Origin of the sequence: Mesobacillus jeotgali (assembly GCF_014856545.2) — a bacterium.
Classification (GTDB): domain Bacteria; phylum Bacillota; class Bacilli; order Bacillales; family Cytobacillaceae; genus Mesobacillus.
Genome location: NZ_CP109811.1, coordinates 378,872 through 390,944, shown reverse-complemented (window position 1 = coordinate 390,944; position 12,073 = coordinate 378,872). Strand labels below are relative to the sequence as shown.

At 42.0% G+C, this 12,073-nt stretch carries 10 protein-coding genes; 3 read left to right on the top strand and 7 right to left on the bottom strand.

From position 1 onward, the window contains the following. Nucleotides 1–152: 152 nt before the first annotated feature. The gene (locus FOF60_RS01945) at nt 153–1,826 is read right to left on the bottom strand and encodes a M4 family metallopeptidase (protein ID WP_192473369.1); all 1,674 of its coding nucleotides are present in this window, start codon (nt 1,824–1,826) and stop codon (nt 153–155) included. Between the two features lie 281 nt (nt 1,827–2,107). Further along, complete coding sequence (locus tag FOF60_RS01940; RefSeq protein ID WP_192473370.1) at nt 2,108–3,091, bottom strand: tRNA dihydrouridine synthase; 984 nt, start codon at nt 3,089–3,091, stop codon at nt 2,108–2,110. A 294-nt stretch (nt 3,092–3,385) separates the two neighbouring features. On the opposite strand from FOF60_RS01940, the gene FOF60_RS01935 reads away from it, so the two are divergent. Then, entirely contained in the window at nt 3,386–4,480 is a 1,095-nt protein-coding gene (locus FOF60_RS01935) for a tetratricopeptide repeat-containing glycosyltransferase family 2 protein (RefSeq protein ID WP_192473371.1), read from the top strand. A 52-nt stretch (nt 4,481–4,532) separates the two neighbouring features. Here FOF60_RS01935 and FOF60_RS01930 read toward each other — a convergent pair whose 3' ends face one another. Next, nucleotides 4,533–5,438 (bottom strand): NAD-dependent epimerase/dehydratase family protein, encoded by a 906-nt coding sequence (locus tag FOF60_RS01930; RefSeq protein ID WP_192473372.1) that lies wholly within the window; start codon nt 5,436–5,438, stop codon nt 4,533–4,535. 142 nt (nt 5,439–5,580) lie between these two features. Here FOF60_RS01930 and FOF60_RS01925 point away from each other — a divergent pair, with 142 nt between their 5' ends. Continuing rightward, complete coding sequence (locus FOF60_RS01925) at nt 5,581–6,471, top strand: GT-D fold domain-containing protein (RefSeq protein ID WP_192473373.1); 891 nt, start codon at nt 5,581–5,583, stop codon at nt 6,469–6,471. Nucleotides 6,472–6,605: 134 nt separating this feature from the next. Here the strand turns inward: FOF60_RS01925 and FOF60_RS01920 are convergent, their stop codons facing one another. From FOF60_RS01920 to FOF60_RS01910, 3 genes are read right to left on the bottom strand one after another with little or no spacing between them, the layout of a single operon-like run. Next, nucleotides 6,606–7,553 (bottom strand): Gfo/Idh/MocA family protein, encoded by a 948-nt coding sequence (locus FOF60_RS01920; RefSeq protein ID WP_192473374.1) that lies wholly within the window; start codon nt 7,551–7,553, stop codon nt 6,606–6,608. After that, nucleotides 7,550–8,656 (bottom strand): DegT/DnrJ/EryC1/StrS family aminotransferase, encoded by a 1,107-nt coding sequence (locus tag FOF60_RS01915; protein WP_192473375.1) that lies wholly within the window; start codon nt 8,654–8,656, stop codon nt 7,550–7,552. Before FOF60_RS01915 ends, FOF60_RS01920 begins: the two co-directional genes overlap by 4 nt. Further along, nucleotides 8,653–9,357 carry a DapH/DapD/GlmU-related protein gene (locus FOF60_RS01910; RefSeq protein ID WP_192473376.1) on the bottom strand — a complete coding sequence of 235 codons (705 nt, stop codon included), beginning with the start codon at nt 9,355–9,357 and terminating at the stop codon, nt 8,653–8,655. Before FOF60_RS01910 ends, FOF60_RS01915 begins: the two co-directional genes overlap by 4 nt. A 244-nt stretch (nt 9,358–9,601) precedes the next feature. Between FOF60_RS01910 and FOF60_RS01905 the strand changes: the two genes are divergently transcribed. Then, nucleotides 9,602–10,879, top strand: coding sequence for a nucleotide sugar dehydrogenase (locus tag FOF60_RS01905; protein ID WP_192473377.1), 1,278 nt, complete (start codon nt 9,602–9,604; stop codon nt 10,877–10,879). 30 nt (nt 10,880–10,909) lie between these two features. Here the strand turns inward: FOF60_RS01905 and FOF60_RS01900 are convergent, their stop codons facing one another. After that, nucleotides 10,910–12,022, bottom strand: coding sequence for a glycosyltransferase (locus FOF60_RS01900; RefSeq protein WP_192473378.1), 1,113 nt, complete (start codon nt 12,020–12,022; stop codon nt 10,910–10,912). Nucleotides 12,023–12,073: the final 51 nt, after the last annotated feature.

Sequence of the window (12,073 nt, the reverse complement as noted above, 5' to 3'; positions counted from 1 at the left end):
CATTTACCTGTTAATAGATAATTCTACCCAGTAAAGGTCCCTTTTTAGGAAAAGAAAATCTCAAACAGCTTTCTTTTTTGTTTGCTCGTTAGAACCATAAAAAATCCCTCAAACACACAGCCTGAGGGATTTCAAGTTACCATTTAAATTGATTAATAGATTCCCACTTCATCGAACCCTGAATGAACGGCTGCCTCTTCCTCACTGCCTTCACCATAAAGATCGATTGCTGACTGGACAATCGCCTGTCGTGCATCGCTGAAATCGGAATTGGAAGTTAAGTAAACCGTTAAAGCACGATAATAAATCTTCCCTAATTTTTCTCTTCCAAGGTCTTGAGCAATCAAGTATGCGGCATGGTTTGTAATCGATGAATTAACATGGACTCCGCCTCCGTCTACCGAAGTTGGCATATGATAAAACTCATCCATGTGGTCTGGATAGACTCCGCCATTTGTGCTGTATGCCCTCCTTTGCTCATTGCTGACGATAACACCATTAGGATTGCTTAAGCTGCGCAATACGGTTGAACCGTTAGCCTTAGCCTCTGGTGCCATAATATCCTCACCCATTTCCCAATCGCTGTCATCAACCAGCGCACCAAATACATCGGCAAAAGATTCGTTTAGTGCCCCTGATTGATTACGATAGACCAAATTCGCCGAATGAGAAATTACACCATGCGTCATCTCGTGAGCTGCAACGTCAAGACCAGCTGAAAGGGAAATCATGAATTTTCCGTCACCATCACCATAAGTCATCCAGCGCCCATTCCAGGAAGCATTGTTGTAATTGTTTCCATAGTGCACTCTGGAGATGATTGCCATACCATTCCCATCAAGGGAATTTCGGCCATGTTCATTCAAGAAATAATCATAAACTTTTTCGGAATTATAGTGTGCATCGACAGCCGCTCGATCATAATCGCTGATAAAAGCTGCCGAGTTCCCCATATGCACTTTATCGTTGCTGAAGCTATAATCATTTTTAGCATCATAGGTTATGATGCCTCCAAGATTCTCATGAGAATAATCTGCCAACGCAAATTTAGTTCCAGCATTGGGTTCCTTTACCTGGGTAATGTGCAGCTCCCTGTGTTCGCCATGTACACCCTTCCCTGAACCTTTTTGCGTTTGTTCATCAGTATGCATTAAGCCATTATACTGATCAATTACCTCTCCCGTTTTGGCATCCACAAAAACGAACCAGTTGCCAGGCTCCTCTCCCATGAAGTTGACATTCACCTTATAAGCTGTGTAATTTTTACCCTCAAAAGGCAGGACAACAAGCTCAGAAGTTGGTTCGTATGTCAGTTCCTCAGGTGCATTGACAGAAGCCAATGCCGCGCTCAAAGCTTCATCGCTGCTTAATGAGGCATTTGTGTCGACTGAATCTGCTGTAATGGTCTGATTGGTTCTTCCATTGACAGACACGATTTCATTATTCTTATTAAAATGAACAATAACCTCGGCGCCTTCAACATTTACACCATTTACAGATTGATTAAAGCGAACGTGAGTCATACCTAGTTCATCTTTTTCAGTGCTCTTTACCTTGAGGTTTTGATCAGGATGAGGAATTCCAGTTTTGTCTTGGTTTTTCTTCAGATAATTTAACGCATTAGAAGCTGTGCTGGAAGTGAACTTCTCAGAGAATCGTTCCTTGACGAACAAAGGAACACTCGCTTTCTCATTCCACTCCTTGAAAGCTTGTCCATTGCCAGCCACACTTGAATCAACTGGCTGCGCGAGCACAGAGCTAACCGGAATAGAACCTACCAACATTGCCGACGACAGAACTACGAGTAAAATAAACTTCTTCTTCAAAATACCATTCCTCCCATCAATTTCCATTGGATGGGTTAATTATATATTTCCAGAAACGAAATATCATGAATAATTAGAATTATTTGAATAAATTAAAAAACTGGATAAAATAGCCTAATTCCAGGAGCACGGGTAGACTCCTTGTCCTTCTAATTTCCTTCTTTGAGTCAGGCATTTTGAATTACCAATTTAGGAGCGGGCCATGATTAAGGAACTTCCGTTCACAAAAAATAGAGGCCTCCAGAATAGAGACCTCAATCTTTAAAGCTTCCAAATATCTTTTACTGTTCACCCATACCATCAGAATTCTTAGAAGCAAATTGCTCAAGCAATTCACGTACTTCGTCTGTTGACTTTGTGTTCATTAATTGATTTCTTAATGTACTCGCCCCGTGGAAACCTTTGACATAGATTTTGAAAAAGCGATGCAGAGCCGTGAACGGCCGCAGCTCTAAATGTGAATACTTATCATGGAGATCCATATGCAGTCTTAAGAGATCAAGCAATTCCTCACTGCTATGTTGTTTCGGCTCCTTTTCAAAGGCAAATGGATTATGGAAAATGCCTCGGCCAATCATAACTCCATCTACACCATATTTCTCAACCAACTCCAAGCCTGTCTGACGGTCAGGGATATCACCATTGATCGTCAAAAGGGTATTTGGTGCTACCTCATCACGAAGTTTCTTGATCTCCGGAATCAGTTCCCAATGCGCATCTACTTTGCTCATTTCATCCCTTGTACGCAGATGAATGGAAAGATTGACAATGTCTTGTTCCAATATGTGTTTCAGCCAGCTCTGCCATTCGTCTACTTCCGTAAAGCCAAGCCTTGTTTTTACACTTACAGGCAATCCTCCTGCTTTTGCTGCCTGAATTAATTCAGCTGCAACGTCCGGACGACGGATCAGGCCACTTCCTTTTCCGTTCTGCACCACGTTGGGTACCGGACAGCCCATATTGATATCCAGACCCTTAAAGCCCATTTCCGCCATACCAATACTCATCTGCCGGAAGTTTTCTGGCTTGTCCCCCCAAATATGGGCGACAATTGGCTGTTCATCCTCCGTAAAAGTCAAACGTCCGCGCACACTCTTGATCCCATCCGGGTGACAGTAACTCTCAGAGTTCGTAAACTCTGTAAAAAACACATCCGGTCTCGCCGCCTCACTCACTACATGACGAAAAACAACATCCGTTACTTCTTCCATTGGTGCCAATATAAAAAATGGCCGTGGTAAATCACGCCAGAAATTTTCTTTCATAATCGTTCAATTCCTCTCATCATGGGACACCAGGCCAACCTCATATCCCAAAATTAAAAAGCAGAATATACCTGCCCCATTTACACTTATACCATGCTTTAGCACTTTTTATCAAACTGATCATAAATGGTAATTTTAACTTCTCACTTACTTTACAACAAATAGCATTCCACAAGGCTAATTAAAATAAAGCATTGCCCGGAGACCAATATCCCACATCCGCATTCGAACGGGTTTCACATATTTATCCCTTTACATAAAATGTGAAGAAACTCTTTTACGGGAGGGATAACAATGGCCACCATCAGTCTCTGTATGATTGTTAAAAATGAAGAAGAAGTATTGGAGAACTGCCTCAAAAGTGTACAGGAAATCTGCGATGAAATTGTCATTGTCGATACCGGGTCAACTGACAGGACGAAGGAAATAGCCAGGCAGTACACTGATAAAGTGCTCGATTTTGAATGGATTGACGACTTTTCCGCAGCCCGGAACTTTGCCTTCAGCAATGCCTCAATGGATTACATCCTTTGGCTCGATGCTGATGACATTTTGCTGCCGGACGACCAGCAAAAATTCAAAAAGCTGAAAGCCTCTCTAAATCCGGATATTGATGCTGTCTCCATGAAATATGTCATCCTCAGGGATGAATATGGGAACCCGACTTTCCACTACAGAAGGAACCGTCTGGTGAAGAGGAATAAAAATTTCAAATGGATAGGACCTGTACATGAATATCTTGAAGTAAGCGGCAATATTTTATCCTCTGATATATCCATAGAGCATAAAAAGGATGAAAAAAACTCGACCGGCCAATCAGACAGGAACTTAAGAATATATGAAAAGCGAATTAAAAGAGGTGAGGACTTTTCACCAAGGGATCTGTACTATTATGCCAATGAGCTGCGTGATCATAGGCAATATGAAAAAGCGATCATTTATTACAACGAGTTCCTTGGAGGTAAAAAAGGCTGGGTGGAAGACAACATAAGAGCGTGTATGAATCTGGCTGATTGCCATGCCCATAGAGGCGAAAAGGACGAAGAAATGGAAGCTTTGTTGAAGTCGCTGTCTTTCGATGCACCCCGGCCAGAACCGTGCTGCCGGATCGGTGATATTTTCAAGGCCAAAAAAAATTATCAAACAGCTATTTACTGGTATACTACCGCCACACAGATAAATAAAGACACAGCCGGCTTCCAGAACCAGGCTTATTCTACATGGTATCCAAATCTTCAGCTTTGCGTATGCCATTGGGAACTGGGGAATGTCCAAAAATCTATAAAGTATAATAAAATGGCGAAAAAATACCGCCCCCATGACGAGCAGATTTTATTCAACGAAAAGTTTTTCAACGATTTTTTGAAGAGTAAAAAGGAAAAGAAGTAAGGCTGCCCCCTTACTTCTTCTTCATTCCGAATAAATTACATATCATAACGAATCACTTACAGCTGTCAATCGTCTTTTTCAATCCCTCTTTCAAAGAAAACTTAGGTTCCCACCCCAGTTTCTTTTTGGCCAATTGGTTATTCAGGCAGCTATGGAGGATATCGCCGGTCCGGAATTTTTTATGGATAGGCGCCAGCTTGGTATTCAATATACGATTGATTTCATCCACGAGCGAGTTAATGGTCATTTCGTGATTGCTGCTAATATTGAATACGCCGCGACAATCCATTTCCAAGGCAGCGAGATTTGCTGCAGCAACGTCTTCTACATAAATAAAGTCCCTTGTTTGTTCACCATTTCCAAAGATTACTGGGGGTTCATTATTGAGCATTTTTTTTATAAAAATCGAAATGACCCCTCCTTCTCCCTCTGCATCCTGTCTGGCTCCATACACATTCGCATAGCGCAGGATCGTATAATCTACATCATACTGTTGGGAATAAAGGGAGATATACATTTCCGGCGTGTATTTTGAAATGCCATAGTTTGATAGAGGTTTAACAGGGTGGCGTTCATCCACAGGCAAATAGACGGGGTTTCCATAAACAGCTGCCGACGAGGAATAAATCAATTTACAATCATGTTTTTTACATAGCTCCAGTATTTTTAACGTACCCAAAATATTGGTCTCAGCGTCCAGTCTGGAGTTACCGGTTGATTTCTGAACACTGATCTGTGCTGCAAGATGGATGACTGCATCCGGCCTCTCCTTTTCAAAAATAGACCCTAAACTTTCATCCAGTATATTCAATGAATAAAACGCCGCCCCTGGATGCAGAAAATCCTTTTTTCCGGAAGAAAGATTATCCACTACTACTGTTTCATAGCCTTTGTCCTTCAGCGCATACACAATATGTGAGCCGATAAAACCAGCACCTCCAGTTATTAAAACCTTCATTTTAACCCTCCTGGATTTCCAAAATAAACACCTTACTATTTACATATGAAGCATCACAATGTCTTGTTTGGACTTTCAGCAGAACCTTTGCGGCAACACGCCAATATAATGTTAAGAATCATAATTGAAAGGAGATTGCGTTTTGGCCTATTCATTTACGAAAGAGCAATGGGAAAGCATTTTTAAAGTGGGGTATCCCGGTACCTGGGATATTGGCACACTTGCTGCAGAAGCAATGTATAGAGGCGGTGAAGCCCTTGTAAAGAAGCATCTGGAGGATGGCCAGTATCTCCCCTTCAATATTGAGGACATCATTGAAGCGGGGTTAAATCAGCTTTCTAAAGAGATCATTTCTTTAAAAACGCCTGCAGAGGTATATGCCCGAGTGCTGAAAGCTTTGGACGAGAAAACAGGGTTAAGCGTTATCCGTTTAGGCGATGGGGAGGTCCTTGCTTTGGCCCACGACATCCTCGTTTCTTCAGAAGAGATTAATAAAAATGGTAAATTACAGTATGCGTTAGGCGGTTTCAAGGTTCCAGATCATGAAAAAAGGCAGCTCTTGCTAGAGAATCTGCAGGAAGCGGATATAGTCGGCATTCCCGAAGCAAGATATCCTACCTACCAGCGGCTATTCAATAATCTGGCAAAAGAGATTAAACTTCCTTTAAATCAGACATGCTTCACAAGTTCCCAGATCAATTACAAAATGAACGAAGAAACCAACTGCTACCATCACCTGTTAAGTCATTATCGAGTCCTCTTGATTGGAAATCGGGCAGCCGACGGCAAGGAGTTTTTGAATGCCAAAGGCTATCATTCCATTGTTGGCACCATCCCGGTACCCGATATTTCCTCTGTGCCAGAAGTACTCGATCAAGCGAGTAATTATGAATTTGATGTCGCTCTTGTCTCTGCAGGGATACCAGCTAACCTGATTTGTGTTGAGCTGGCCAAGCAAAAGAAAGTGGCTTTGGATTTTGGACATTTGCTTGATTGGTATATCAAAGGCATCCGCGTACTTAGGAAAAGCTAGTGGAATGTTAGAGTGAGAGGTTCATCTATACGATAGAAGCGTATTGATTCCCGTTCTTAACCAATGCGGGGATTTTTTTGTCACGCAAAAAAGCTTTACTTCCATCTTGTTCGAAGTAAAACTTTTTCTGTCGGTTATTTTTTTTCAAGTAATCCTTTGATTTCAAGAGCTACCTCGACGGCCGCATACCCTTGCTGCACGCCAACCAACGGATGGACTCCATTTCTTATGCACGCTGCAAAATGTTCCAATTCTTGCTGCAACGGATCTGCCAACGGGGTTGTCAAAATCAGAATCTCAGATTCTATTTCAAATGGATGTTCTTTTGAAGCTGTACCGTTTTTTACAATTCTTTGCCTTCTAGTCAGATAATCTGTTCTGATTACCTTTTCTTTTTCTAGAATTGTTAGTGTCCTTTCCTTTTCATGTGAGGCATTGCTGGCTGTCAGGGTGGCGATCACTCCGTTTTCAAAAGAAATCAGGGCTGTCACGGTATCAAAATGATTTACCTTTGAGCCGCGGACCCCCTCGGCAGCAATACGGGAAATCGGACTATCCACTAAGCTTAAAATGATATCTATATCATGAATCATTACATCCAGAACAACATCGCTATCCTTAATCCTGTTAGAGAGCCCCAAGCGCTTTGCTTCAACGCTGATCATTTTATCTCTGTCCAGGCATTTGGAAAGCTGCTGGATGACAGGATTAAATCTCTCGATATGGCCTACCTGGAAGATCAGCTCCTTATTGCTAAGCAAGCTCTTTATGTTATTCGCTTCCTCTATGGAAACGGTGATAGGTTTTTCTACTAATATATGCTTATCTGCTAGAATCGCTTCTTTCACTAATGCGAAATGGAGCATTGTAGGAGCTGCAATCACTACTGCTTCCACATTTTCCAATAAATCCTGGTAGCTGTCAAAAGCCCTTACATTTAACTGGCCGGCTAGCTTCCCAGCTTTTTCAAGGTCCTTATCGTAAATCCCTGTAAACTCGACATTTTTCATCTGTTTCAACTTTTGGCAATGGTACGTCCCCATCTTTCCTGTCCCAACAACACCTATACGGATCAATTTCACCGGGATGCACCTGCCACTTTTTTTATCTCGGAGATAATGAACTCCTGGTCCGAGACAGTCATGGTCGGATTAATCGGCAGGGCAAGTATTTTTTTTGCAGCTTTTTCAGCAACAGGAAAATCGCCTTCTTTGTAGTTCAAATAGCTAAAAGCTTTCTGCAAGTGAAGCGGGACAGGATAGTAGATTCCAGTAGCAATGCCCATATCGTTTAAATGAGAAGACAGTTTATCGCGGTTATCGCTCTCAATACAATACTGATGGTAGGTATGCTCCCTGTCACTTCGGGAAGGAGGAGTCTTCACCAGCTCCTTTAATTCGCGAGTATAAGTGTTGGCAATTCCCATCCTCTTAAACAAAAACAGATCCAGGAGCTTGATTTTTTCAATCAGGACCGCAGCCTGGATTTCGTCCAGCCTGCTATTGACTCCGATATCACAATGGATATACCTTTCCTTGCTTCCATGATTCCGAAGCTGGCATATTTTATCGTTTATATCCTTATCATTTGTCACCGTCATCCCAGCATCGCCAAATGCGCCAAGATTCTTTGACGGAAAAAATGAAAAACAGCCAATATCTCCAATAGTACCTGCCTTTTTCCCTTCATGCTCCGTCCCTATTGCCTGACAGGCATCCTCAATGACTTTAAGATTATAAGAGGAAGCAATCTTCATGATCGCATCCATTTCTGCAGCTTTTCCAAACAAATGGACGACAATGATGGCTTTCGTTTTTTCCGTAATGGCCGCTTCAATTTTATCAGGGTCTATATTATACGTTTCCGGTTCTATATCCACAAAAACAGGTTCAGCACCCGCTCGTGCAATCATTTCCCCCGTCGCATAAAAGGTAAAAGGTGTCGTGATCACTTCATCGCCTGCTCCGATTCCAAGGGCCTCGAGCGCTAGCAGCAAGGCATCCGTCCCATTTGCTACTCCTGCTGCATACCGGCAGCCTAGGTACTTGGCAAGTTCGTCTTCAAATTGCTTTCCCCTCTCACCCAGGATATAGGATCCGCTTTCCAAGACCTTTAGTACAGACTGTTTAATCGGTTCACCATATAGTTCATATTCCTTCTTTAAATCCACCATTGGAATCCTCATGAAATCCCTCCCCCCTCCGTACCTCGGGGAGTCATTTCTTTTGCAGGCACCCCTGCAGAAACGGTATGGCCGGCAACATCCTTTGTGACGACAGAGCCAGCCCCTACAATAGCTTGTTCTCCTACCGTAATGCCTGGAAGCAGTGAAGCGTTATTGCCGATTTTTGCTCCATTTTTAACATGGGGACCCTTTAAAGTGAATTTCCTCGCACCCATGTATTTATCATTGGACATCGAAACACAGGGACCAAGGAATACATTATCCTCTAAAATGGTGTCACCTGTTACATACGCAAGAGTCTGGACGGTGACATTCTTCCCGATACTCGTATTCAATTCAACGATCGCACCTCTGCCAATCACGGAACCGCTGCCGATTGACGAATTTTCCCTGATGCTGGCATGGTCTCCGATAAAAACATGCTCATGTATCTCTGTATTGGAATAGATTGACACGAGGCTGCCAATTCGGGTATAGGATTGTATCCGTAACGGCTGCAGGGAACCGTCCGATTTCCTCATTTTTTTATTGCCTGCTGGTTTAACTCCTAAGACGCAGTTCGATCCGATTGCTACGTGATCACCAATATAGGTGCCCTCCAATATGACCGTATTATGGCCTATCGTCACATTCTCTCCGATATGGACATTGTCTTCTATGACAACATTCTTCCCAATAGCCGCACTTTCAGGAATGCTCAAATTAATCCCTCTTTTCTTAAACGAACTTTCAAACTATGCTCATACGAAAATCCTCATATTAAGCTATGAAAATATCTGCAAAAAGTTAAACGTTATTGAGCCTTTTCTTAATTGCGGCACCAGATTCTATCCCGTCCCCTTCATCTGCCTGCAAGTTAAAAGTACTCCTCCCGCATGGTATGCATAATATAAAAAGTGATGGCATTCAGCCATGTTTAATTAGTCATTTAAAGGAGCTGTGATTATGAAAAATATAACGGTTGTGGGATTAGGCAAGATCGGCCTGACACTTGCTGCCGTTTTTGCAAACAGCGGTCATTACCGGGTGTTTGGAGCGGATATTAAAGAAGAGGTAATTGAAACAGTGAATAAAGGAATTTCCCATATCAGTAATGAGCCAGGGCTGGAAAGCCTGGTAGAGGAGGCTCATAAAAAACAGACCCTTATGGCCACCACTAACACAGCAGAAGCTGTATCGAAATCAGAAATCGTCATTGTTATAGTGCCAGTATTAATTAATGACCGAGATGAGGTACTCTATCAATATATTGATTCCGCTGTAGAGGAAATAGGGAAAGGAATTAAAAAGGGAACCCTGGTCATCTTTGAAACGACTTTGCCTACAGGTGATACAAGGAATCGATTTGGCAAAAGAATTGAAGAAATTTCAGGCTTAACAATGGGAACTGATTTTTATCTGGGTTATAGTCCGGAAAGGGTTTATTCCAATCGAATTATCGAAGATTTGGCCGCTTACCCGAAAGTGATTGGCGGACTCGATGAGAAAAGTCTTAAGCTGGCGACAGAATTTTATAAGAACGCTCTAAATTGTGATATTTTACAGGTCAGCAGTCTGGAAACAGCTGAGTTCACCAAGGTGGCCGAAAGTGTTTACCGGGATGTGAATATCGCATTAGTGAATGAACTGGCCGTTTATGCAGACCAATTAGGCGTAAATATAAAAGAAGTGATCAAAGCCGCCAACAGCGAACCTTTTTCCCACCTCCATTTACCAGGTATCGGAGTAGGAGGGCATTGCATTCCAGTATATCCTTACTTCTTTATTAACAATGGTTTGGAAAATGGCCTGGTGACGCTATCAAGAGAAATCAATGATAATATGGCCAGTTATGCCGTAAAGGGCATTGAGGAAAGTATCCATACATTGGAGCAGCAAAAAGTCCTGATCCTTGGCCTTTCCTTTCGAGAAAATGTAAAAGAACATACCAAGTCATCGACTCTGCTGCTCATCGAAAAACTTAAGCAAAAAAATGCGATTATTTATGTGGAAGACCCTTTATATACTGACGAGGAGATCGCATCATTCAATGTAATGCCTTTTTCAAAAATAAAACCAGATGAAATTGATATCATCATCCTGCAAGCGTTCCATGATGAGTTTAAACACTTTGACTTTAAACGCTTTGACAATTGCAAGCTTGTTCTGGATGGAAGGAATGTCCTTGATAAAAAAGAAATCGAAACTCTAGGCATGGCCTATAAAGGCATTGGCGTAAAATAAGCAGCAAAAAACCCCCTTACCACTTGGGGGTTATTTATATCTGTACATATGTTTATCAATGACATTCAGGCTTTTCAGCATCCCGACTGCTTTAATGTTCTGCATAGGTGAACGATACGAGGGTTCCATTTCGAGAGCCTTCATGAAATGCCGGTACGCTTCGTCATACTTTTTCATCGAAAGCAAGGCTTCCCCTAGGTAGTTTTCATCTAAATGATTACGCTTTTGAATTTTAGTAAAATGATTCACTGTCCGCTGGTAGTCTTTCTCGATCAGCCCCTTCATCGCTTCATAGAAGACCCGTTCCCGGTCCGTTTTAATCAAAGGAATGGCTTCGTAGAATAATGCGTAAGCTTCATTCATCATCCAGCGTCTTGAAAGTGCTATCCCTGCAATCAATTTAGCCGCAAATAATTTTTGATAGTCTGCTTCGCCCCTTGCGTTTAATTCGCCAAGTGCTTCAAGGTGTTCATCCGTAATATTCAGTTTGACATGCCTTGAAAGTACCTCCTGGCTTTTTTGGTTCGTAACATTCGTTTGATGCCTTCGGTACAGGTACAATGGTTCAGGAATATGGTAAGGAATCCATTTGCCCTGTGCCACCTTTACAATATAATCTGTGTCAGAGCCTACTTTAATAGATTCATCGTACAGGATGCCTTCTACCGCTTCCTTCCTGAAAAGAATGCTGGCATTATTGAAAGGCGTACCGACGTTTAGAAAAAAGGGATAAATATCATCAGGAGAAATATTAAAGGATTGCCAATAACCAAAAGGCTGACCTGTTTCACTAATCAGCAGCATATCAGAATGGGAATAGCCGATATTTTTATCACAAAGCCCTTCTAGCAATCGTTCAAATCGATTCGGCAAAGATAGATCATCGGCACCATGAAAGGTAATGAACTCACCCTTCGAGTGGGTTAGACCAACATTGAAAGCGGAGGCCACCCCCTTATTTTCCTGCTTGAAATAGCGGATTCTTTTATCATCGAATGATTTGATCACTTGCTCACTTTGATCCGTAGAACCGTCATTTATTATAATAATCTCTAAATCTTTTACCGTTTGAACCAATAAACTTTCTAGTGTATCCTTCAAAAACTTTTCCCCATTATATACGGGCAGAATTACACTAATCATCTAAACACCCCATAATAGATTGAGTAAAACCTGCAGGTCACAGCAATTCCT

Coding starts and splice junctions, on each gene's coding strand:
- FOF60_RS01940 (WP_192473370.1), bottom strand. CDS start 3,091: ATGAAAGAAAATTTCTGGCGTGATTTACCACGGCCATTTTTTATATTG.
- FOF60_RS01935 (WP_192473371.1), top strand. CDS start 3,386: ATGGCCACCATCAGTCTCTGTATGATTGTTAAAAATGAAGAAGAAGTA.
- FOF60_RS01930 (WP_192473372.1), bottom strand. CDS start 5,438: ATGAAGGTTTTAATAACTGGAGGTGCTGGTTTTATCGGCTCACATATT.
- FOF60_RS01915 (WP_192473375.1), bottom strand. CDS start 8,656: ATGAGGATTCCAATGGTGGATTTAAAGAAGGAATATGAACTATATGGT.
- FOF60_RS01905 (WP_192473377.1), top strand. CDS start 9,602: ATGAAAAATATAACGGTTGTGGGATTAGGCAAGATCGGCCTGACACTT.
- FOF60_RS01900 (WP_192473378.1), bottom strand. CDS start 12,022: ATGATTAGTGTAATTCTGCCCGTATATAATGGGGAAAAGTTTTTGAAG.